General features: G+C 42.0%; 24 protein-coding genes. 6 read left to right on the top strand and 18 right to left on the bottom strand.

Features of this window, described 5'->3' with window-relative positions:
* Positions 1 to 49: 49 nt before the first annotated feature.
* From FS736_RS02175 to FS736_RS02165, 3 genes are all read right to left on the bottom strand, one after another.
* Entirely contained in the window at positions 50 to 718 is a 669-nt protein-coding gene (locus tag FS736_RS02175) for a DUF3993 domain-containing protein (RefSeq protein ID WP_144474710.1), read from the bottom strand.
* 210 nt (positions 719 to 928) lie between these two features.
* Complete coding sequence (locus tag FS736_RS02170; RefSeq protein ID WP_144474709.1) at positions 929 to 1,171, bottom strand: hypothetical protein; 243 nt, start codon at positions 1,169 to 1,171, stop codon at positions 929 to 931.
* 73 nt (positions 1,172 to 1,244) lie between these two features.
* Complete coding sequence (locus tag FS736_RS02165; protein WP_144474708.1) at positions 1,245 to 2,453, bottom strand: EAL domain-containing protein; 1,209 nt, start codon at positions 2,451 to 2,453, stop codon at positions 1,245 to 1,247.
* A gap of 171 nt (positions 2,454 to 2,624) precedes the next feature.
* Between FS736_RS02165 and FS736_RS02160 the strand changes: the two genes are divergently transcribed.
* A complete protein-coding gene (locus FS736_RS02160) occupies positions 2,625 to 3,413 on the top strand; it encodes a C39 family peptidase (RefSeq protein ID WP_144474707.1) in 789 nt (262 codons plus the stop codon).
* 39 nt (positions 3,414 to 3,452) lie between these two features.
* Here the strand turns inward: FS736_RS02160 and FS736_RS02155 are convergent, their stop codons facing one another.
* Complete coding sequence (locus FS736_RS02155; protein ID WP_144474706.1) at positions 3,453 to 3,677, bottom strand: hypothetical protein; 225 nt, start codon at positions 3,675 to 3,677, stop codon at positions 3,453 to 3,455.
* 168 nt (positions 3,678 to 3,845) lie between these two features.
* On the opposite strand from FS736_RS02155, the gene FS736_RS02150 reads away from it, so the two are divergent.
* A complete protein-coding gene (locus FS736_RS02150) occupies positions 3,846 to 4,730 on the top strand; it encodes a metallophosphoesterase (protein WP_144474705.1) in 885 nt (294 codons plus the stop codon).
* On the opposite strand, the gene FS736_RS02145 is transcribed toward FS736_RS02150, so the two are convergent.
* Entirely contained in the window at positions 4,731 to 6,845 is a 2,115-nt protein-coding gene (locus tag FS736_RS02145) for a sensor domain-containing protein (protein ID WP_260983505.1), read from the bottom strand.
* Between the two features lie 202 nt (positions 6,846 to 7,047).
* On the opposite strand from FS736_RS02145, the gene FS736_RS02140 reads away from it, so the two are divergent.
* Positions 7,048 to 7,545 (top strand): L,D-transpeptidase family protein, encoded by a 498-nt coding sequence (locus FS736_RS02140; RefSeq protein ID WP_144474704.1) that lies wholly within the window; start codon positions 7,048 to 7,050, stop codon positions 7,543 to 7,545.
* A 110-nt stretch (positions 7,546 to 7,655) separates the two neighbouring features.
* A complete protein-coding gene (locus FS736_RS02135; protein ID WP_144474703.1) occupies positions 7,656 to 8,126 on the top strand; it encodes a YkyB family protein in 471 nt (156 codons plus the stop codon).
* Positions 8,127 to 8,172: 46 nt separating this feature from the next.
* Here FS736_RS02135 and FS736_RS02130 read toward each other — a convergent pair whose 3' ends face one another.
* The 3 genes from FS736_RS02130 to FS736_RS02120 all read right to left on the bottom strand — a co-directional run bounded on the left by FS736_RS02130 (position 8,173) and on the right by FS736_RS02120 (position 10,377).
* Entirely contained in the window at positions 8,173 to 9,078 is a 906-nt protein-coding gene (locus FS736_RS02130) for a chemotaxis protein (protein ID WP_144474702.1), read from the bottom strand.
* Positions 9,079 to 9,257: 179 nt separating this feature from the next.
* Positions 9,258 to 9,827 carry a dihydrofolate reductase family protein gene (locus FS736_RS02125; protein WP_144474701.1) on the bottom strand — a complete coding sequence of 190 codons (570 nt, stop codon included), beginning with the start codon at positions 9,825 to 9,827 and terminating at the stop codon, positions 9,258 to 9,260.
* A gap of 76 nt (positions 9,828 to 9,903) precedes the next feature.
* A complete protein-coding gene (locus tag FS736_RS02120; RefSeq protein ID WP_251542228.1) occupies positions 9,904 to 10,377 on the bottom strand; it encodes a DinB family protein in 474 nt (157 codons plus the stop codon).
* A gap of 136 nt (positions 10,378 to 10,513) precedes the next feature.
* Here FS736_RS02120 and FS736_RS02115 point away from each other — a divergent pair, with 136 nt between their 5' ends.
* Positions 10,514 to 11,659 (top strand): aminotransferase A, encoded by a 1,146-nt coding sequence (locus FS736_RS02115; RefSeq protein ID WP_144474700.1) that lies wholly within the window; start codon positions 10,514 to 10,516, stop codon positions 11,657 to 11,659.
* Positions 11,660 to 11,697: 38 nt separating this feature from the next.
* Here FS736_RS02115 and FS736_RS24115 read toward each other — a convergent pair whose 3' ends face one another.
* The gene (locus FS736_RS24115) at positions 11,698 to 11,874 is read right to left on the bottom strand and encodes a hypothetical protein (protein ID WP_186326637.1); all 177 of its coding nucleotides are present in this window, start codon (positions 11,872 to 11,874) and stop codon (positions 11,698 to 11,700) included.
* A 62-nt stretch (positions 11,875 to 11,936) separates the two neighbouring features.
* Positions 11,937 to 12,818, bottom strand: coding sequence for an NAD(P)-dependent oxidoreductase (locus FS736_RS02110; RefSeq protein WP_144474699.1), 882 nt, complete (start codon positions 12,816 to 12,818; stop codon positions 11,937 to 11,939).
* A gap of 229 nt (positions 12,819 to 13,047) precedes the next feature.
* On the opposite strand from FS736_RS02110, the gene FS736_RS02105 reads away from it, so the two are divergent.
* On the top strand, positions 13,048 to 13,713 hold the full coding sequence (locus tag FS736_RS02105) for a GNAT family N-acetyltransferase (RefSeq protein ID WP_144474698.1): 666 nt from the start codon (positions 13,048 to 13,050) through the stop codon (positions 13,711 to 13,713).
* Positions 13,714 to 13,944: 231 nt separating this feature from the next.
* Here the strand turns inward: FS736_RS02105 and FS736_RS02100 are convergent, their stop codons facing one another.
* The 8 genes from FS736_RS02100 to FS736_RS02065 form a co-directional block, all read right to left on the bottom strand.
* Complete coding sequence (locus FS736_RS02100) at positions 13,945 to 14,208, bottom strand: hypothetical protein (protein ID WP_144474697.1); 264 nt, start codon at positions 14,206 to 14,208, stop codon at positions 13,945 to 13,947.
* Between the two features lie 570 nt (positions 14,209 to 14,778).
* Positions 14,779 to 16,494, bottom strand: coding sequence for a phosphoenolpyruvate--protein phosphotransferase (ptsP, locus tag FS736_RS02095; protein WP_144474696.1), 1,716 nt, complete (start codon positions 16,492 to 16,494; stop codon positions 14,779 to 14,781).
* Complete coding sequence (locus FS736_RS02090) at positions 16,494 to 16,760, bottom strand: phosphocarrier protein HPr (RefSeq protein ID WP_144474695.1); 267 nt, start codon at positions 16,758 to 16,760, stop codon at positions 16,494 to 16,496. Before FS736_RS02090 ends, ptsP begins: the two co-directional genes overlap by 1 nt.
* A gap of 310 nt (positions 16,761 to 17,070) precedes the next feature.
* Positions 17,071 to 18,330, bottom strand: coding sequence for a hypothetical protein (locus FS736_RS02085; protein WP_144474694.1), 1,260 nt, complete (start codon positions 18,328 to 18,330; stop codon positions 17,071 to 17,073).
* The gene (locus FS736_RS02080) at positions 18,327 to 19,523 is read right to left on the bottom strand and encodes a DUF58 domain-containing protein (RefSeq protein ID WP_144474693.1); all 1,197 of its coding nucleotides are present in this window, start codon (positions 19,521 to 19,523) and stop codon (positions 18,327 to 18,329) included. The genes FS736_RS02085 and FS736_RS02080 overlap by 4 nt, the downstream gene beginning before the upstream one ends.
* A 4-nt stretch (positions 19,524 to 19,527) precedes the next feature.
* A complete protein-coding gene (locus FS736_RS02075; RefSeq protein WP_144474692.1) occupies positions 19,528 to 20,472 on the bottom strand; it encodes an AAA family ATPase in 945 nt (314 codons plus the stop codon).
* A gap of 123 nt (positions 20,473 to 20,595) precedes the next feature.
* Positions 20,596 to 20,760: a Spo0E family sporulation regulatory protein-aspartic acid phosphatase gene (locus FS736_RS02070; RefSeq protein WP_395883495.1), complete on the bottom strand. Its 165-nt coding sequence runs from the start codon at positions 20,758 to 20,760 to the stop codon at positions 20,596 to 20,598.
* Between the two features lie 100 nt (positions 20,761 to 20,860).
* Positions 20,861 to 21,055: a hypothetical protein gene (locus tag FS736_RS02065; RefSeq protein WP_144474690.1), complete on the bottom strand. Its 195-nt coding sequence runs from the start codon at positions 21,053 to 21,055 to the stop codon at positions 20,861 to 20,863.
* Positions 21,056 to 21,302 lie beyond the last annotated feature (247 nt).

The raw sequence follows: 21,302 nt of genomic DNA, 5'->3' as shown, positions 1-21,302 counted from the left end.
GAAAAAAACCATAAAAGAAGAGGTGCCCTCGAGTGCACCTCTTCCACCTTTATAATAGCCCAACTAAAATGGTCCTGTTTTCGCTCCGGAATACCACTCCTAATTCCATGAATGTTTTCAATGTCGAGAAATTTGGTCCAAAAACGATTTCACCAATGAACGGCTTATCTTCACTTTCTGGTTTAGCAGCCTGCTGATCTTTCATTTTTTCAGGATATGCCTGTTTGATTACTTCCTCGGGCACCTGATCATACAAATATTCAGCAACCTTCCATCCATCCTTTTCTTTAATGAGCTTCAATCCTTCATAATGATCCTCATAGTTTACAGGTCCTTCCTCAGCAGACGGAAAAAATTCGACAACGTAAATTTCATCTTCAGATTCCACCACTTTTGTTTTATCGGAAAATGCATAAAATGGGATATAATATGGTGCTAAGTCGGTCCCATATGTCTGGAAATCATTTTCCTGGCCGACAACGTTCTCATCAATGAATCCTGACTTGTACGCATCTGTAAAATAAGGGTCAAGGATGCTGTCAATTTCCTCCATCGTCCTCCCTTTTTCACTTAACGAGACCTGTGAATCAAAAGCTTTCCCGAGGAATTCGAAAACTTCTTCCCTGCCATGCAGATCTGATTGTGCATATGCATTGGCCGGGACGAACAAAACAAAAAATCCAAATAATAGAGATAATAGCTTAGAACGCTTGTCCATTTTCTCCACCTCTTTCTTGATGACTAATACATACAATATTACCAAGATTTACCCTATATGATTATGAAATTTTTTCGTAAAATAACTTCAGCATCTGACATAAAAAGCGGCTTCTTATTCTCAAATTACCCTATACTGGCTCGAACTAACGCAAATATTGAAAAAATTGTTGGTTTATCAGGGCAAAAAAATAACCCCCAAACTTGGAGGTTAATACCTGGCTGTGGTCACCGCAAAATAAACGATGAACAACAGGGCAATTGAAAGGACAATGATATAGGTTAAAAAGATTGGATTGCGGATATATGCGTGCTCCTGGACCGCGCCTGGAACCTGGGAATCGAGATTTCCCTGCGCTCTTTTCTGTCCCTTGCCTAATGCCCAGGTATAGAACAGACCGCCAGCCAGCACTCCCGCACCTGCTAGTAAAAGCATTGTTGTATAGATACTCATATAATTCCCCCCTTTATAGAAGGCTGTATATATAAATTGTGCTTAATCCGCTTTCCTATTCGCCGATCCCCTGTCAAAATAATCCTTCCCTTACATGTAAAAAAGATGCACTTAAGTCAACGAACAGAAACTCCTTTTCGTTCAATGGAAGCGAAAAAGTCCTTATGACTTCTCCGGTTTCTATGTCACTGTAACGATCTGACAGGATCCCTTTTTTTCCGCCTCTCATCCGGATGATATTCTCAAGAAAATATGGGCGCCAGCTCCAGTTCTTATTTTCGTATTCCGGCTGCAAAAGCCACTCATTCCCTGCTTTATAAAGATTAGGTGATAGCTGGAATCCGTCTTCATCACATACATACATGCGGAACGCAATTCCATCCATACGATCACCGAGAGCCATCAGTAACTCACTTGGATTCTGTTCTTTTTTATACTTGCTGATCAATTCCTGAAACCTGCTGTTCAATTCTAACCGCAAATCATAGAATGACTGAAGCCGTTTCTTCTCGGATAAAATAAACCCGTGGATTTCGCCCTTCAGCTTATCCTTGAGGATCTCTTTGTCCACTAATCCATGATCAGGTCTTTTTAAGTAAAATCCTTGATAGAACCTGCCGCCGTTCTTCCAGGCAAATTGCAGCTGGTATGGTGTTTCAATGTTTTCAAACAATATCGCGGCGCCAATTTTACGGGCGAGGATGGATAAGGAATGTAGAACATCCAGGTAAGCTGGTCCGCCGTTATTGGATCGGAGTGAGGACATATCAATTTTTAGTATTTCGGGTTCTATGCCTGCTATACGGTTTAAATAACTGCTTTCGCTGCCTACTTTATCCATCGCGATTTTTATTCCGTAAGATTTATAATAATTGATAAGATGCTCGATATGGCTTTGGACATGGCGATCAGATATTTCAAGGACAATATGATCTGGACGAACACCTTTATCCTGGTAAGACAGAATCAATTGCAAAAAACCTTCCCCATCGTCCATCATCAATAATGCCGCATCCCTGTTAACAAACCACAACAGATCCTCCTCGCATGCACTAGAAGCTATTTCAAGAGCTTTGCTAAGTACAGCATTCTCTACTTCAATCCGATATTCTTCCGGTATCGTGTCATCATCAAAAAAAGACCCAAGACTTATTTCTTCGTTTTTGCCTACATAACGGCCTAAAATTTCGTACCCCATGATTTTATGTTCTTCCGCATTAAAAATCGGCTGAAAGTATGGTACAACGTGCTCAAGGTCGGTTAATATATCAAGAGCATCCAAAAAACTCAAACCTCCCTTCAAAATTTGCGCATTTTCTATTCCATTACTTTGATATGAACGATTTTACCACAATATGATAAATCCCTCAGTTACACTGTTTCCATTTTCCACAAGTCATAAAAGCCTCCAGATGGCCAAAGATAAAAGCAGAGCTTATGGAAGGATGATGACATGAAACCGTGGCATTTCATCGGCATTATTCTTCCATTGCTTGGATGCAGTCACGGCTCGCCCGCCGAAAACCAAATCAAGACCCTCAAGACAGACCATGAACCAATCGTTATCAAGGAAGTTCCTGAACAGATTCAGGAACTGGCGGTCCCGAAACCAGAACAAAAACCAAAAGTACAGCATCAGCGTGACAAACAGATAATGATGAATGTACCCTTGATTATACAAAATCCAGAATTAAAATATGGGTGTGAAGTAACCAGCCTGGCCATGATGCTGAAGTATGCCGGGGCTGAAACGAATAAAATGAAGCTTTTCAATGAGATTAAAAAAGATAATGATCCACTGAAGCGTTCTGCAAATGGGGATATCATAAGCTGGGGCGATCCAGCTGATGGCTTTGTTGGAGATATGACAGGGAAACGCGCAGGGTATGCAGTTTTTGATAGGCCTATGGAAGAGTTGATCAACAATTATCTCCCAGGCCGGGCCGTGAATTTGACCGGCAAAAACTTTGAGACTGTTCTGAATCATGTAGCTTCCGGTTATCCAGCCGTCGTGTGGACGACAGGTGACTATCGTCTTCCGGATCGCTGGGAATCATGGACACATGGCAACGAAGTCATAAAAACGCCACTCGACTTACACGCAGTCGTCCTTGTTGGTTTCAATGACACGACTGTCTATCTGAACGACCCTCTTTCAGGCCGAAAACAAGTGCCTGTTAACAAGCAGCGTTTTATTGAAACATGGAAAGCGATGCAATCAAGAGCAGTCAGTTACCGTTAAAAAATCGATAAAGGCTGGATTCCTTCCGGCCTTTCTCTTTTATTTCCCTCCGCTCTTCCTCTCAAGCGATTTATGAAGTTTGGCAATAGAATGGACGATTGTCCTCTTCTTATTAAAACCTTTTGCTGTTGCCGACACCCCATTAAAGACAGCGATTGAGTTCCCCCAAGTTCCTAAACGGTCAAAACCGGAAACAAAAACTTTTAAATAGCCATTTTTCATGGGTATGAACATTATTTCCATTCTCATATCATAATATTTCATCAACAACACCTCTTTTACCGAAAGGACAAGTCATACTTTTCCTTTCTCTTCCCCAGAGTCATGAACAAGAAACACAAAAATGAATTCCTTCCCTAAAATGGCACTTCTTTTTTCCATGTATGTTTGCTAGTATAGTAGAGAAAATTTGGAGATAGGTTGGTATTTTTCATGTCTGAGCAAATCACCCGGAGGAAATTTATAAAAAAGGCAGTCGGCACGTTATTGACTGCAGGCGGACTCACCGCTGGCGGCTATTTCTATGCCCGGGAAGTCGAGCCTCGGATGCTTGATATCAAGCGCCATACTATCGGGAGCGCCATGCTTCCGGCAGGATTTGATGGAGTGAAGATCATCCAATTCAGCGATACTCATATTGGTTTTCAATATACTATTGAGCAGCTTGCGAAGCTAGTTGCCAAGATCAATGAACTGAATCCGGATTTGATTATTTTTACAGGAGATTTACTTGATGACCCCCGGCACTTTACAGAAAAGAAAAGGACAATCATCACACTGTTACAACAGTTAGAGGCCCCTCTTGGAAAATTTGCTGTATATGGAAATCACGATCATGGGGGATATGGTTCTGATTTATATAAACAAATGATGGAGCAATCAGGTTTCACTTTGCTGCTGAACGATTCTGCTGATGTCAGGCTTCTTGATGGCAGTTCAATTTGGATATCCGGCATTGACGATGCCATGCTTGGCAAGCCAAATCTGGCAGAAGCTATGTCCAAAATACCTAATGAATCCTATACCATCCTCTTATCCCATGCTCCAGATAAAGCAGATGAAGCAGCACAATATTCTATTCAATTGCAGCTGAGCGGCCACAGCCACGGCGGACAAATCCAGATACCATTTTACGGTCCACTGGTTACCCCGCCATTTGCCGAAAAATACGTAGAAGGCTTCTATGACGGAGGAAACAACAAGGAATTTAGACTATATGTGAATCGCGGGCTGGGAACAACCAGGCTTCCGTTCAGGTTTTTGTCACAGCCTGAACTTACATTATTTACACTCCGCCACAAAAAAACAAGCAGCTGATCAGCTGCTTGTTTTCGATTTCAGGATGAATCTCTCTTCTGCTTCCATTACTTTTAATGGTCTGGCAAAAAAGAACCCCTGGGCTTTTTCGCAATCGGCATTTGACAGGAATTCCACCTGGCTTGGCTCTTCGACACCTTCGGCAATCACTTCCATGCCCAGGCTTTTGCCAAGGTGAATGATGGTTGTTATGATGGCGGCATCCTTGCCGTTATACTTTATATCCCCTATGAAACTCTGGTCAATTTTCAATACATCAATAGGAAACTGCTTTAAATAACTGAGTGATGAGTAGCCTGTCCCAAAATCATCAACGGAAATTTTGATTCCTAGATTTTTCAAACGTTTTAGGGTTGGGATCGTTTCTTTCGTATCCTGCATTGCTCCTTCTGTGATCTCAATTTCCAGAAGACCAGGATCTATTTCATGCTGTTCAACCGCATTTTTAATTACCCTGACTAAATCGAGCTGCAAGAATTGCTTCGGGGATATATTGACCGCAATCCTGATTGGTCTCCCTGCCTTCTCAGACCATTCCCTGATCTGACGGCATGCCCTGTCAATTACCCAGTTGCCGATTGGGATGATCAACCCGGTATCTTCTGCAAGCGGAATGAATTCAGCCGGAGAAATAAAGCCTAATTCAATGCTGTTCCATCTAAGCAAAGCTTCAAAGCTGGAGACTTCATTGGTAATTAAGTTCACTTGCGGCTGAAAATAAAGTTCCAGTTCTTCCCGTTCGATAGCTTTTCGCAAATGGGCCTCTAGGGTAATGACATTAATGCCCGTTGATTGCATGTCCGACCGATAAAATTGGTAGTGTGCTTTCCCTTTTTCCTTAACACTATATAATGCTTCATCAGCATATTTAATCAAGGATTCAGCATCCCTGCCATCATTGGGATAAAGACTGATTCCAATGCTTGGTGTTATATAATACTCCTGGGAATTGAAATAAAAGGATTCATTGAATCCGGATAATATTTTTTGCGCAAATTCACCTGCAGCCAGCCTCCCTGTTTCTTCAAGGACAATAATGAATTCGTCACCGCCTTGTCTATACACAGTACAGTTTTCTTTTTGGATTTCGACCAGTCGATCGGCAACCTGTTTCAGAATCTGGTCGCCAACAAGATGACCCAGTGTATCGTTCAGGTACTTGAACCGATCGATATCAAGAAAGAGAAGGGCGAATGGAGTTTTTTGCTTCATTCGGCTTTTCACAAGACTATCAAGATGATCTAGAAGTGCCCTTCGGTTTTGCAGCCCTGTAAGCTGATCGTGGAATGCCATGTATCTTATCAACTCGGTATTTTTAGCCTGTTCGGAAAGGTCCCGTATAATGATATACATGCCTTTTATTTCAGAATGTATCACAATTGGTATCGTCTTCAAATGGACGGTCAGAAAATTGCCCTTTCGGTGCATGAAGCGGCAATCAAGCGATTCCTTTGCATTTCCATGTTTCGTATCAGTCAAAAGTTCGTAGAATGGCGGCAGGTCACTCTCGCAAATCAAGCTGGTGATCTTCCTCGATTTAAGCTGTTTGACCGTATAACCGGTCAATATTTGTGCAGCAGGGTTGACATCAAGGATTTTTCCTTTTAGATCGATCGAAAAAACCGCATCAAGATTATGGTCGATAAGTGAACGATAGCGCTGCTCGCTGTCAATCAATCTATTCTTTTCCTTCATCGTTTCGGTAATATCCCGGGTTACCGCTACAACATATTGAACGTCCCCTGAAACATTCTTGACCGGGGTCAGCAGCGTCTCACCAAGAACCTGTTTGTCATTTTCCAGATCAACTTCATGATGGAAAACGACTTCCTCACCAGTTTTCACGGATTTTACATACTGCTGCTGCAAATGGGCCAACCGGTCAACAGGCAATACTTCCTCCATCGTCCTTCCAATATCACGCAGGTCCATTCCCGCGTGAAGCAGCCCGTTTTCATTCGCAAATAAGTAACGGAATTGAAATCCCGGTTCTACCTTCATGATAAAAACAAGATCCGTCACATGTTTAAAGATGATATCTGAAATCATCTGTTCTATTTTATTGGGAGCTGTGCTCCTCCTTTTTGTGATTCGTGATTGCTTCATCTGATCCATCTAACCATCCTCATTCCAGAAGTACATTTGTACCTGGTCCATGATCCGAAATAGTTTTATATCCCTATTTTACCTTTTTGAATAAGGAAAAACGATACTATTTTTTAAATATTTACTAATTTTCGCTAAAAATCGACATCCGGAAACCGCAGGGTGACCTTCCCCTCCAACAGGCATAAGCTGATTCAGAGGAGGAGATTTTATGTATCATATTGTTAAAAAAGGCGAGTCTTTGGCCATTATCGCAGCTAATTACCGCCGGCCCATCGGCCAAATCCTGTCTGCGAATCCTGGAATCATCAACCCGGCGATCATCTATCCAGGCCAGCGAATTTCAATCCCCGGACTTCCGGAGCCTGCTTCCATTCCTTATTCCATTTCAGTATCATTAACCAGCAAAAGGCTAAGTTTATCCAGAGCAGGCCATGAAGTAAAAACCTACCCAGTCGGCATCGGGAAAATGCTGACTCAAACTCCGGTAGGAGAATTTGTCATTGTCAACAGAGAACCCAACCCAGGCGGGCCATATGGGGTTATGTGGTTATCGCTTTCCAAACTTGGGTATGGAATCCATGGAACAAATAATCCTGCCTCCATCGGCAAGTTAGTTTCAAAAGGATGTATACGCATGCATAATAAGGATGTCCTCGAATTGGCCCGGCTAGTACCTAATGGTACAAGAGTAACCATCAGACCATAATAATGCTTGATGATAGGCTTCTATTTCTCAAAAAGCCAAATAAAGGGTATAATAGAAATATGGTTATAAAGGACTTGCATAAGTCCTAACGAAGAAAGGAGCCTATCCCATTGAAGAATGAAAGGAACAATATTCCCCAACTCCGTCCAACGATTGAGAACCTCTCGCAAGCTATCTTCACCGTGAACCGTCATGCCAAGACTGCTCCAAATCCGAAATTTCTTTATCAGTTAAAACATGATGCGATTAAAAAAATGCTCAGGGAAGGAAAAGCCAAAAAGGCTGGTCTTCATTTTTCAAACAATCCAAGGAACAGTCAGCAGCAGTCAGACGTACTCGTGGTTTGCGGAGATTATACTTTCCATATCCCGCCGACTAAACAGGACTTTGAATTGCTGCCCCATCTGGGAAAACTTGACCAGACAGTCCGGAATCCGAAAGCATCGATATCGTTGACTAATGCAAAGAAATTATTGTCATCCTACACAGGTTTAAAGGAGGCACAGGAAGCTTCCAGTACTGCCAGGACAAGAAAATATGTAAAGCCAGTATTCAAAAAGCTTGGCGAAAGATATCCTTAAAAGAAAGCTGGAAGCCCAGCTTTCTTTTTTTGATAGCCAATCTGCCTTATAAAATTAATTCATCAATCTTCAGGACCAGCTGTGCGATCTCCGGCTTGCTGATCTGGGCATCCGCACCAACAACACTTCCCTTATGGCGGAGCTCGTTCGTGATCAACGAAGAGAAGATGATTACCGGGAGCTTTGACAGAACCGGATGCTCCTTTATCCTCTTTGTCAGATGATGGCCATCCATCTGCGGCATTTCAATATCCGTGATCACAAGCTGGACTGCCCCTGGCAGCTCCTGTGGGTTTCCTGCCAGATGTTCAAGATAAGTGATTGCATCCTGCCCATTCTCGAAGAACTCCAGGTTCTCAAATCCTGCTTCACTCAATGTGTCATGAAGCATTTTTCTCAGCATCGCAGAATCCTCTGCAATCACAATTTTTTTCAAAGAACGCTCTCTCAGCCCCAGCTTTTTGACATCACTGATTTTCACCCCAGAATCAGGATTGATCTCAAGTAGAATCTTTTCAAAGTCCAGGAAAAGAACCATCTCTCCTCCCAGCTTGATCACACCGATCACCTGGCTCTCCTGTCCCTGATACAAATCAGATGGTTTCTCAATCTGAGTCCATGAGATACGATGAATTTGCGAAACTGTATGGACATGGAATACTGTCTTTTGCTGATTGAATTCCGCTACTATGAACTTATCCATTTGAGGATTGCCAGATTGAGGCAGTCCTAAAGCTGACGCAACATTAATGACAGGAAGCACCTCTCCCCTCAGTTCCATGATTCCCTCTACAAATGGATGTGACTGTGGAATCTCCACGACAGGCACAGGATTGAGAATTTCTTTTACTTTCATGACATTTATGGCAAATTTATTCTGGCCGATGCCGAACTCGACAATTTCCAGTTCATTCGTGCCCGATTCTAATAAAATACTGCTATCATTCATCATGCTCTTCCTTCTCTAAAAAAAATATAAGTACTATATACCTATTATCGGCAGGTCGGCTAATACCTTTAGGCAAAAGGCCTTGTAAAAATTTTGTGTTGATAATTGCATTAAAAAAGGGAACCCATTATTTATGGATTCCCCTTTAACATTCAATATTAGATTATTTATTACAATAGGTTTTAGTTACCGTGCCAATGATAAATTATTTGCACAACGCCTGAGGAAAATGTTCTTGTATTAACCATTTTTAAATTAATCCTCTGTTTTAAATCAATAAACAACGGTTTTCCTTCCCCCAATGCAACAGGGTGAATAGATAATCTAAATTCATCAACAAGCCCGAGATTTATAAAAGTTTTAATAAGACTTGCTCCGCCATATAGCCAAATGTCTTTACCAGGCTCTTGCTTCAATTTATTTACTTCTCCAAGGATATTATCATTTATGACTATTGCTTGATGATCAATCGCATTCAGTGTTCTGGAAAAAACATATTTCTTTTTACTATGAACCAGTTTCCATATTTCCTTTTCGGTATCAGGGTCATCATTTTTTGGAAAATATTGTCCCCATGAATCGTAGCTTTTCCTGCCATATAAAATAGTATCAATTTGATTCAAGAAATCAGTAAACTCCATATCAGGGTCCATGATACACCAATCAACTTCTCCATTTTTCCCTTCAATAAATCCATCTAAAGTAATTGCTAAATCTAAAATTATCCTTCTATGTTTTACGGTATTTGACATAACTACTCATCCTTTTTTGATTGTTTGTTTTTGTCGAAAAAATTTAAAGCACACCAAAAAAGGTCTGCATATGAAATCAATTTGCGACTGCCCTTCCTAACACAGCATCTACTTGTTTTTGATGATGGAGATCGTGCCAGATAAAGTCCGCAAAATATGCACCAGTCGTCATTTGATGGTCGGAAATTTTGAATGAGACTGCAAGAGCGTCTTGATTCATGTGTTCAAGCATTCCATGGAACTCTTGACGGACCTCAAGGAGTTCATCAAGGATTTGGTCCTTTGTCGCATTATTTTCAGCATATTCACGCGCCTTGTCATTGATTTCCTGAAAATCAGGAAATGATGGCAAAACTGCGTCTTCTTTAAAATACGGAAATCGCTCCTCCAATGAAAATTTATCCCAGAAGAGCAGATGGGATACTACCGCGGCTACCGTCCATTTCCCCTCTCCCAGCGGCATAAGCCATTCACTGGCGTCAAGATTTCTCAATGATTGGATCCAGATATCAAACTCTGTATAATGTTTTTTGATTTGTTCCAAGTCCAAGCGGAACACCCCTTTCCATTTCTACCTAAATTAATATTCTCTGCTTCTTTCATTAACCCTTTTTCCTTTTAGATGAATTTACAACTTTCCACTTTAACATGGTAAAATAGGAATGATAATGGGAGGGATGTCATACGTGGAGCATTTAATTAATAATCGGGTTAAAAACATAGAGATCTCCGGCATCAGGAAATTTTTCAACATGGTTGCCCATGTGGAGGATATGGTTTCTTTGACGATCGGACAGCCTGACTTCAAAACCCCTGAACATGTTAAAGAAGCTGGCAAGCAGGCTATAGAGTCTAATATCACTACATATACACATAATGCCGGTCTGATTCAGCTTAGAGAGGCCGCAGCGGATTTCTACAGAGATAAGTACCATGTTTCTTATTCAGCTGAACAAGAAACAATCATCACAGTGGGAGCAAGTGAAGCGATTGATATCACCTTCCGGACCATCCTTGATGAAGGCTGTGAGGTGATCCTGCCCGGTCCTGTTTATCCAGGATACGAGCCAATCATCAAGCTTTGCGGTGCCACCCCAATCTATGCGGACATCAGGAAAACCGGATTTCGGATGACAGCCGCGCTGATTGAGAGCCTGATTACCGAAAAAACAAGGTGTATTGTCCTTCCATATCCATCGAATCCTACCGGGGTCAGCCTGAATGAGACCGAACTCAAAGAAATTGCAAAACTCCTGATGGACAAGGATATTTTTGTGCTGGCTGATGAAATATACAGTGAACTGGTTTACGAGCAGGAACATATATCAATTGCGCAATTCCTGAAGGAACAGACAATTGTCATTAACGGGCTTTCCAAATCACACTCAATGACAGGCTGGCGGATAGGAATGCTTTTTGCCCCTGAATATCTGGCGAAACATATTCTGAAGGTACATCAATACAATGTGACCTGTGCAACTTCGATTTCCCAAATGGCTGCGCTGGAGGCTTTGACGGCAGGGGTTGATGACGCATTGCCAATGAAAGAGGAGTATGCCATTAGGCGCGATTATGTATTCAAAAGACTCACCTCCATGGGCCTTGATGTCATCAAGCCTGAAGGAGCGTTCTACTTTTTCATTAAAATTCCGGCAAGCAATATTTCCTCATTTGATTTTTGCATGGATTTAGTCAAAGAAGCAAAGCTGGCAGTTGTTCCGGGGAGTGCTTTCTCTGAATTTGGAGAGGGGTATTTCCGCCTTTCCTATGCATATTCTATGGATACTCTAAAAGAAGGGCTTGACCGTTTGGAAAGATATTTACGACAATAATTTGAAAGCCGTTCCTGCTATTGAGGAACGGCTTTGTATTATCCCTTGAATTTTCCGTTATTCTTAGGAGCTTTCTCTTTTTTCGCCTTATCTTTATGGATCTTATTTGTCGCCGCACTGCCAATCTCATGTGAGAACTCAGAATCAATGACAGCAGAGTCGAAACCCTTTTTGTTCTTTTGCTGCGGATCGTTCTTTTTTGTCCTTTTAGCCATAGAAATCCCCTCCTTTAGGTTTTAGTATCTTTACCTGGGGAGGGGTCTATGACTAGCAAATATTATGATTGTTTCCAGTACTTATATAACGCCTGTGTACCGCTGTTTTCTTCGCCTTTTTCAGCAAGCTGCTCATACAATGAAAGAGCCATCGAGAGTCCAGGCACTTCCATGTCCATCCGTTTCGCTTCATCGAGGGCTATTTTCATATCCTTGATGAAATGCTTGATAAAGAAACCAGGCTCGAAATTGCCTGCTATCATCCTTGGTGCCAGGTTTGACAGTGACCAGCTGCCTGCAGCACCGGTAGAAATGCTTTTCAATACGGCCTCAGGATCAAGGCCGGCCTTTTCGGCGTAGATGATTGCCTCACATACACCGATCATGTTCGATGCTATGGCAATCTGGTTGGCCATCTTTGTGTGCTGGCCTGCACCAGGCTCTCCTTGATGGACGATATTCGTGCCCAGTATATTAAGCAGCGGTTCCACTTCAAGGAAGGCCTCGTCATCACTGCCGACCATAATCGCGAGCCTTGCTTCCCGGGCACCTACATCACCACCGGAAACAGGAGCATCAATCGCATGGATTCCTTTTTCTTTTGCTGCCTCATAAATCTTCTTTGCCAGGGATGGAGTGGATGTTGTCATATCAATCAGATAACTCCCAGGCTTCCCATTGGCGATTAGTCCCTCCTCGCCCAAATAAACCTCTTCTACATCTGATGGGTAACCAACGATTGTAAAAACAACATCCGCTTTTTGGGCAACCTCACGTGGTGACTCTGACCAGACCGCACCTTTTTCCAGCAATTCAGCAGCCTTTTCCTTTGTCCTGGTAAAAACCGTCAGCTGATAGCCTGCTTCAAGCAGATGAACTGCCATGCTTTTCCCCATCACACCAGTTCCGATGAATCCAATTACAGTATCTTCTTTGGATAGCATATGTACTCCTTCTTCCCTCTTTAATTTTAAATATATTCTAACATTAGAATCAAAAAAGGCCGAGAAATTAATCCCGGCCTCCAGAGCGATCTACCATTTTTATGCGCATCATTATGTTACCCTTTCTTTGGTCTTTTTAAACAATCGACTTTATTTAATGGATCACAAGTTGACCTTGTGTGCCCGAACTTTTTATACTGTGGTTATGACGACTTTTCGAGGTGCGAACATGTTTTATAAAGAGATTTATGTTTACGAAAATAATAAACCTGTCAAGGCAACGTTTAGAAATTATACGAGAGACGATTTTGAGCAGTTAATCCGTGTCCAGCAGGAAGCCTTTCCCCCGCCATTTCCGGAAGAACTCTGGTGGAATGAAGAGCAGCTGACAAATCATATTAGCTTGTTCACCGAAGGTGCTATATGTGTCGAAGTTGGCGGCCGCATTGCAGGGTCGATCACCGGCCTGATCGTTGAAATGAAAAAAGGTGATGAAGAACATTCCTGGGCTGATATTACCGATAATGGCTATATCCGGAACCATGATCCGGACGGCAACACCCTTTATATTGTAGATATTTGCATCAGCCCTGCCTATCGTAAATTAGGACTTGGAAAATGGATGATGCAATGCATGTATGAGACAGTTGTTCATTTAGGATTGGATAGACTTTTGGGAGGCGGCAGGATGCCAGGTTATCACGCATTCTCTGCACAACTGTCGATTGACCAGTATGTAGAAAAAGTTCTGGGTGGTGAATTGAGGGATCCGGTCGTTTCCTTTTTGCTCCGCTGCGGCCGTACTCCGGTAAAACCGGTAGCCAATTATCTGGAAGATGAAGAATCACTGAATTATGGAATGCTGATGGAGTGGAAAAACCCATTTAAAGTTTAAGAAGCTGACCTGCTGTTGCGTGACAGGCACCTTTTTTATTTGTACAGTCATTAGGGGCAGCCGTTATCAGCACTTTATTCACCTGTCAGATAAGTACTGTTTTAGATAGCTTTGATGCTCTTCCTTATGAACTTGTCTGGAAGTTGGACTGACTTTTGACAGGTTTCCTGCTATATTCTCTAGAGCTGTCCGAAGTTGATCTTGCTTCAGACAGCTTTTCTGCTTTTTCCGTCATACCTGTCCGAACTTGCCACTGCTTCGGACAGCTTTTTTGCTTTTTCCTGCAAACCTGTCTGAAGGTGCTCTTGCTTCGGACAGCTTTTCTGCTTTTCCCTTCAAACCTGTCCGAAGTCGCCACTGCTTCGGACAGCTTTTCAGCTTTTTCCGACAAACCTGTCCGAAGTCACCTCTGCTTCGGACAGCTTTTCTGCTTTTTCCGTCAAACCTGTCCGAAGTCGCCCCTGCTTCGGACAGCTTTTCTACTTTTTCCTGCAAACCTGTCCGAACTTGCCCCTGCTTCGGACAGCTTTTTTGCTTTTTCCTGCAAACCTGTCCGAAGTCGCCCCTGCTTCGGACAGCTTTTCTGCTTTTTCCGTCAAACCTGTCCGAAGTCGATCCTGCTTCGGACAGCTTTTCTGCTTTTCACTTCAAACCTGTCCGAAATCGCCCCAGCTTTGGACAGCTTTTCTGCATTTTTCTTTAAACCTGTCCGAAGTCAATCCTGCTTCGGACAACATTTTGGCATTTTCCTTCAAACCTGTCCGAAGTTGCTCCTGCTTCGGACAGCTTTTCTCCATTTTCCTTCAAACCTGTCCAAAGCCGATCCTGCTTCGGACAACTTCTCTCCATTTTTCTTCAAACATGTCCGAAGTTGTTACTGCCGGGCATCCCGCCCTTATATTTCATGCGAATTGGCTTTTAGGCACAAAAAAATGCCGGCTGTTTAACAGCCGGCCAAATCTGGGGGAAAATGAGAATGATTAGCTTACTTTCAGTCTAACCAAAGTGCTTATTCATATATACCCGCCATCTATAGGGTAAAACATTTTTTGTATTACAAATATATTACAAAGCGACTGCTTTGTTTACTGCTTCGACTACTTCTTCTGTGGTGCTCATGTTTAAGACGTCAGAAGCCAGCTTTTCCATATCGGCTTTGTTCAGGTTTCTGATCAAAGAGCGTGCTTTCAGGATTGAAGAAGCACTCATTGAGAACTCATCAAGACCTAAACCAAGCAAAATCGGAATAGCAGTTTCGTCACCGGCCATTTCCCCGCACATGCCAGCCCATTTGCCTTCTTTATGCGCTGCATCAATAACCATTTTCACAAGACGAAGGATGGACGGATTATACGGCTGGTACAAGTAGGATACCTGCTGGTTCATCCTGTCTGCAGCCATCGTATATTGAATAAGGTCATTTGTTCCGATACTGAAGAAGTCAACTTCCTTTGCGAACTGGTCTGCAAGGACCGCAGTTGAAGGGATTTCGACCATGATTCCAAGTTCGATGTGGTCGGCAACCTTGATGCCTTCCTCTACAAGCTTAGCTTTCTCTTCTTCCAGCATCGCTTTTGCTTGCCTGAATTCATTAAGAGTAGCGATCATCGGGAACATGATCTTCAGGTTGCCATGAACGCTGGCACGCAATAGAGCGCGTAACTGTGTACGGAAAATATCTACTTCCTCCAGGCAAAGACGGATTGCCCTGAAACCAAGGAAAGGATTCATTTCTTTTGGCAAGTCAAGATATGGAAGTTCTTTGTCACCGCCGATATCCAATGTGCGGACTACGACTGGCTTGCCTTCCATGCCTTCAAGAACAGCCTTGTATGCTGTAAACTGTTCCTCTTCAGTAGGAAGCTGGTCCCTGTCCATATAGAGGAATTCCGTACGGTATAGTCCTACAGCCTCACCGCCATTTTCGACAACACCCTTTAAATCCTTCGGTGTCCCGATGTTCGCGGCAAGCTCTACATGATGGCCATCAGCTGTTACTGATTTTTCATTAACAAGCTTTGCCCATTCTGCTTTTTGCTTCTCAAAGTCTTCCTGAATCTGTTTATATGCATCAAGAACCTCTGGAGTCGGATTGAAATGAACTTCACCTTTCAACCCATCCACAACAACGAGATCGCCGTTATTGATTTCTTCTGTAGCTGCCTTGGTGCCGACAACCGCAGGAATTTCCATGGAACGAGCCATGATTGCAGAATGTGATGTACGGCCGCCAATATTGGTTGTAAAACCTTTTACAAACTGGCGATTTAACTGGGCTGTATCTGAAGGAGTCAAATCCTCAGCGACAATAACCACTTCTTCGGCAATCATGCTTGGATTAGGAATTTGGATTCCCAAAAGATGTGCAAGCACTCGCTTTGTTACATCGCGGATATCTGCTGCACGTTCTTTCATATATTCATTGTCCATAGATTCGAACATGCCAATGAACATATCAGCAGTTTCTTTCAATGCGTGTTCTGCATTGACATTTTCAGTTGTGATTTTATCTTCGATGGGTGAAATCAGTTCTGGATCACTTAATACTAGAAGATGTGCATCAAAAATCGCTGCTTTATCTGCACCCAAAGCTGTTCCTGCATGATCACGGATCTTTTCAAGCTCAGCTTTTGATGTCTGAAGCGCTGTCTGGAACCGTGCAACCTCTTCAGCAGGGGCATCTACCGATTTTTTTTCAAAAGAAAAATCCGGCTCGACAAGCTTATAGGCTTTTGCGATGGCAATGCCATTTGAAGCAGCAATACCCTGGAGAAAGCCCATTATTCAGCTAAGCCTTCTCTTTTAAGAGTTTCTTCCAGCGTATTAAGAGCATCTTGCTCGTCGCTTCCTTCAGCGATGATCGCGATGTCTGCACCCTGGCCGATTCCTAATGACATTACACCCATGATTGACTTAAGGTTAACCTTTTTTTCTTTATATTCTAAGTGGATTTCTGAATCGAACTTACTTGCAGCCTGAACAAGCATTGTAGCAGGGCGAGCATGGATTCCTGTTTCAGCAACAACCTTGAATTGTTTTTGTACCATACTAGATCAATCTCCTTTAAATAAATGTTTAAGATGACCATACATGATGCCTTCCGAACTAAATGGTTCAATTCAGCGAAAGGTCAAAATCTGGCCTGGCCAAAATGATATTTGTATTTTACCCATTTGTGTTGTTCTTTCACACCATATATTGTTTCCAATCATTTCCTCAGAAATATGGATTGGCATCCCACACAAAAGAATAGCATTTCACCCCACTATAGACAATGAAAAAACCTTGTTTTTTAAAGGTTTTGCGCATTTTTTTTAGTAAAACGTTTTCATTTTAACGAAATTGTGACAAAAGATTTTAATTTCGTTTTAAAATGTTTCTTAAGGTGTCTTTCAGTCCTGTTTTATTTTCTTCTTTGGAATGTTTTTCAAGTGAAATTAGTTGTTTCTTGATGGCCTTGATATCCTCTTTGAACCAGCCTTCTACAGGTTCTTCCTGATCATTACCATATCTTACTTTTTCATATGTCCGGATGGTTCTGTGATCGTATAGAATACCGAGTCTTTCAAACCATTCATTGATTGATTCAAAATTAAGTCTCCCAAGATCTCTTTTATGTGCGAATTTTTCCAGTTGAAAAATCTCTTTCCGTACTTGATTGGCGGGCATTGCCATCCGCTTCCTTGAAAGCAGGTTATTCAGTGAAGAATCATTGAAGGGAGTATTTGTGACAAACCCAGCCTGGATTTCACTCGTTCCTTGTTCTTTTTTAAACAAACTTGTTTTTTTATAAATAAAATAAAAAGCGATTACCACTAAAAACACAAAAAGGATTGGTCCCCAGAAATTCGGATCAAAACCCAGCTTGGCCGTCTCAAAAGAATGGGCATCTTCCACATTCGGCTTTCTGTTTGGGAGGACTTTACTTGCCCTTTCCTGTAGGGCAGGAGAGGCAATCCATGAGAAAAGTGGATATAGCAGCAGGGAAAGAATCCATCCAATTGCTTGCAGGACAAAAAAGAATGATTCCTTTAAAAGATTTCTTCCGAAGGTCAGTGCAGCGACCAGAAGCAGCATTCCACCCAGCAGGCTGGAATAGGTAAATGCGAACCTATTTTTCGCAGCCGTTTCAATATCCAGCCATTTTAGCAAAAATTGCCCCGATAAGATAAACATCAACTGAAAAATCAAAAGGATCGCGATCTGCATTAAATAGCTCCCGCCATAAAAATACCCAAGCGGGGAAACGAACACTCCTGCGAGAAAGGTGACGACAAGCCAAACGCTTTCCGAATGACTTGTAGAATCCTCATGAAATTTCAGGGTCCTCCAAAAGACCATTACTGCGGTGGTCCCTGTATAAAAAAGATCCAGTCCGCTTATATTTCCAAGCAGGACAATCAACGGCAGGATGACAAGTACATACACTGGCTTGGCAAAATTCGGCTTTTTCTCCAACAGGATCGCGAAAACCAATGAGGCTGCCGCAGCTATAGCCATCATTGCAGTCAATGGCATTTGCTGTGAGGATAACAAATGCATAATCACAAAAATCAGACTGGCAAAGGTCCATTCGATATAAAAGCGAAAAAAGACATGCAAGACACGAATATTCATTTGCCGGCCACATCCTTTAACACGGTTTTTAGCGGTTCAAGGTATCCACCTTCGTTATGTTGTTGCAGTTGAAAAAGCTGTACCCCTTCCCTTGACCACTCTTGCATATAGCCATCTGTCCTTGGTGTACGGACCCCAGCATATATCATGACGGGTGCGAGCGCCAAATGCCTTTTATAGAAGAAAAGCAATTGTTCATGCGGAATGGTGGGAGAGTGAAAATCGGCAATCGCCAATAAATCCAGGAGCTTTTGCAGATGATCCTTTCCAGAACCTAATGGAAGATAGGTAAAAGGCGTCAACCCGGCAGACCTTATGTTCATGCAAAGGGAGAAAGGGATATTGTTCCGATGAAAAAAGTAACCCATTTCCGCAATGCTGCTCATTAAAAATTCAAGCTTGCTGGTTACTGAATACCCATCAGAAACGTTGATCAACAAAACGGCTCCAGCCTCATTGATCCTTTCAAATTCCTTTGTCTGCAATGTCATTCTCCTTGCACTTGCTTTCCAGTTAATTCTGTTGAAGCTGTCGGTTGGCAGATAATCCCTTGTTCCAACCGGTCCCATGTTATCTTCAAAAACAGAGAAAATAGATGGGCTGTTTCCAGGCTTGACTGATTTGTGGCGATCAATATTGTTCACCGATAGCGGTTTTGGATAGACAAGTGTCTCCATATTGATCACATCGGTAAATTCAAGAATCGTGTCCCCGAAGCCAAAAAAATGCGGAATATGAAGCTCCAGCTTCCTGATTTTCGATAGTCCCCGCTTTTCAGCAAGAAAAGGAATATGAATGTTGGCTTTTTCTTTTCGTCCGATCGAAAACGGCAGGGTGACATCTACTCTTGATTGATGGATATAATATTCAGCTGAAGCAGGGACAACTGCACTGTCAAAATAAATAGAGATATTCCCTTTCATGATTGGCAGCCCCTGATTGAGGAAATGAAGGTTCCAATCCCCCCGGTCTCCAATGAAAAAGCGATTGCGATTCCGGTTGTTCTCAAAAAACAGTCCCTCTCCTATATGTTTTAAATAATAGGAATTGGCGAATGCCAGAAAAATGATCAGAATACCGACTCCGAAAATCAGCCAGGAGTTTATGTAAAAGCTTACAATCACCAATAAAATACCGAGAAATGCCAGAATGGACAAAAAGCGATCCTCAATCACGTTTTTTTTCCATTGCATGGCATCAAACCTCAGCTTCTACCGGAAGCGGGATAGATTCCAGCAAATCCTCGACTACTTTTTCCGTCGTCATCGTCAGTGAAGCCTCTGCGGAAAGATAAATTCTGTGGGCAAGGACGAATGGAGCCATTTCCTTTACATCATTCGGCACCACAAAGCTCCGTCCCTTAACAAGCGCCCTGCCTTGTGCTGCTTTTACAAGAGCAAGCGTTCCACGGGGACTGATGCCTAATTCGATGGATCCATGATTCCTTGTTTCCCTAGTGATTTTCAATAGATACTCTTCAACCACATCAGCCAGTTTAACCTTCCTTAGTTCCTGCTTAAGAAAGAGGATATCCTCCTCTTTAAAGACAGCATTGATTTCTGCAGCTTCAGTTCCAAATCTGTGCTTTTTGATCATTTCTTTTTCTTCATTGATTTCTGGATACCCAAGTGAAAGTTTAATGAAGAAGCGGTCCATCTGGGCAACAGGCAGCTGGAAGGTACCCTGCTGTGATTCAACCGGGTTTTGTGTTGCAATGACAAGAAAAGGAGTGTTCAGCGGAATCGTATGTCCATCGATTGTCACCTGATGTTCTTCCATTGCTTCCAGCAAACTAGACTGTGTTCTTGGGGTGGCACGGTTAATTTCATCTGCTAGAAGGATATTGGTTACCACAGGACCTGGTTTCAATTCAAACTCCTGAAGCTTCGGATTGAAAAACTGGATGCCAGTTATGTCACTTGGCAAAACGTCTGGTGTAAACTGGACCCTTGAAAACTTTCCCGTTATGACGTTTGCGAATGTTTTCGCAAGAAGCGTTTTTCCTGTTCCCGGCACACTTTCCATTAGAATATGGCCATCATTCAAAAGGGATATGACCATCATTTCTACTTCCTGGTCCCGTCCGACCACAACCTTCCTTATTTCCTCCTTCAGCTGTTCAAGCTTGTCTATTAACTCCATCCCTCATCATCCCCCTCATATTTCTTATAAGGCCTTAAAAAAGTTTATCATCAGCAAATAAATATGTGAATTTTCAACCAATTAGAGATATAAAAAAGACACTGCTTAAGTGTCCCTCAACATTCATTTTGATAATGGCTGAATTTCTTCCTGAAAAATATTTAACAGCCGATCAAGTTCCTGGCTTACTGATATGGTCTGGACGCTTAGAAAACCTGTTTCTTTTGCCGAATAAATCATTTCTTCTCGTTTTTGTTCGATTTCTTTTTTTATTCTATTACGGCACATAGTTTCCATCTGCGATCACCTCATCAGTCTATGTTAATATTTTACTACTATTCCACTAATAGGTATAGTACATTTTTCCCCTTTAACATAGGTAATCGGATTAGCTCCTTGGTTCATCCATATATTGATAAATGACATCTCCGCCTCTTTGGGCAATACCCCTGAAATATTTAAAGTCTTCTCTCTTAACAATCACTTCACGGAAAACCATAAAATCCTGCTTCGCAACAAAAATCTCTTCAACCTCTCTATTTTTCAAGTTTTCGAGCATTCTTTCAGCTTGTTCCTTGTCCATATTTCACACCCCTTATAACTAATAGGTTAAAACCATTTTATATCCTATTGTTCAATTTGCAAATTGCAATCTTACAGATACATGTTTTCGAACTTAATTAAATGGGAAAAATCCTAAAAAACTTTTAAAATTTTTTCTGGATAGAAATGTTATTTTTCTATATAATAAAAATATAAATTGAATTTTCTAAATTTTAAATTTGAAAATTTCGTGAACATTTAAACTTTATTACAGATTTTTCTTTACG

Source organism: Cytobacillus oceanisediminis 2691, assembly GCF_007678455.1.
Classification (GTDB): domain Bacteria; phylum Bacillota; class Bacilli; order Bacillales; family Cytobacillaceae; genus Mesobacillus; species Mesobacillus oceanisediminis_A.
The sequence above is the reverse complement of the archived record's forward strand: the minus strand, read 5'-3'. Positions and strand labels throughout refer to the sequence as shown.

What these genes read in the sequence shown, in the direction of transcription:
- FS736_RS02175 (WP_144474710.1), bottom strand. Translation starts at nt 718, where the DNA reads ATGGACAAGCGTTCTAAGCTATTATCTCTATTATTTGGATTTTTTGTT.
- ptsP (WP_144474696.1), bottom strand. Translation starts at nt 16,494, where the DNA reads ATGGGCTTTCTCCAGGGTATTGCTGCTTCAAATGGCATTGCCATCGCA.
- FS736_RS02145 (WP_260983505.1), bottom strand. Translation starts at nt 6,845, where the DNA reads ATGGATCAGATGAAGCAATCACGAATCACAAAAAGGAGGAGCACAGCT.
- FS736_RS02170 (WP_144474709.1), bottom strand. Translation starts at nt 1,171, where the DNA reads ATGAGTATCTATACAACAATGCTTTTACTAGCAGGTGCGGGAGTGCTG.
- FS736_RS02090 (WP_144474695.1), bottom strand. Translation starts at nt 16,760, where the DNA reads ATGGTACAAAAACAATTCAAGGTTGTTGCTGAAACAGGAATCCATGCT.
- FS736_RS02125 (WP_144474701.1), bottom strand. Translation starts at nt 9,827, where the DNA reads ATGTCAAATACCGTAAAACATAGAAGGATAATTTTAGATTTAGCAATT.
- FS736_RS24115 (WP_186326637.1), bottom strand. Translation starts at nt 11,874, where the DNA reads ATGGCTAAAAGGACAAAAAAGAACGATCCGCAGCAAAAGAACAAAAAG.
- FS736_RS02155 (WP_144474706.1), bottom strand. Translation starts at nt 3,677, where the DNA reads ATGAAATATTATGATATGAGAATGGAAATAATGTTCATACCCATGAAA.
- FS736_RS02140 (WP_144474704.1), top strand. Translation starts at nt 7,048, where the DNA reads ATGTATCATATTGTTAAAAAAGGCGAGTCTTTGGCCATTATCGCAGCT.
- FS736_RS02110 (WP_144474699.1), bottom strand. Translation starts at nt 12,818, where the DNA reads ATGCTATCCAAAGAAGATACTGTAATTGGATTCATCGGAACTGGTGTG.
- FS736_RS02075 (WP_144474692.1), bottom strand. Translation starts at nt 20,472, where the DNA reads ATGGAGTTAATAGACAAGCTTGAACAGCTGAAGGAGGAAATAAGGAAG.
- FS736_RS02105 (WP_144474698.1), top strand. Translation starts at nt 13,048, where the DNA reads ATGTTTTATAAAGAGATTTATGTTTACGAAAATAATAAACCTGTCAAG.
- FS736_RS02085 (WP_144474694.1), bottom strand. Translation starts at nt 18,330, where the DNA reads ATGAATATTCGTGTCTTGCATGTCTTTTTTCGCTTTTATATCGAATGG.
- FS736_RS02160 (WP_144474707.1), top strand. Translation starts at nt 2,625, where the DNA reads ATGAAACCGTGGCATTTCATCGGCATTATTCTTCCATTGCTTGGATGC.
- FS736_RS02080 (WP_144474693.1), bottom strand. Translation starts at nt 19,523, where the DNA reads ATGCAATGGAAAAAAAACGTGATTGAGGATCGCTTTTTGTCCATTCTG.
- FS736_RS02065 (WP_144474690.1), bottom strand. Translation starts at nt 21,055, where the DNA reads ATGGACAAGGAACAAGCTGAAAGAATGCTCGAAAACTTGAAAAATAGA.
- FS736_RS02130 (WP_144474702.1), bottom strand. Translation starts at nt 9,078, where the DNA reads ATGATGAATGATAGCAGTATTTTATTAGAATCGGGCACGAATGAACTG.
- FS736_RS02070 (WP_395883495.1), bottom strand. Translation starts at nt 20,760, where the DNA reads ATGTGCCGTAATAGAATAAAAAAAGAAATCGAACAAAAACGAGAAGAA.
- FS736_RS02150 (WP_144474705.1), top strand. Translation starts at nt 3,846, where the DNA reads ATGTCTGAGCAAATCACCCGGAGGAAATTTATAAAAAAGGCAGTCGGC.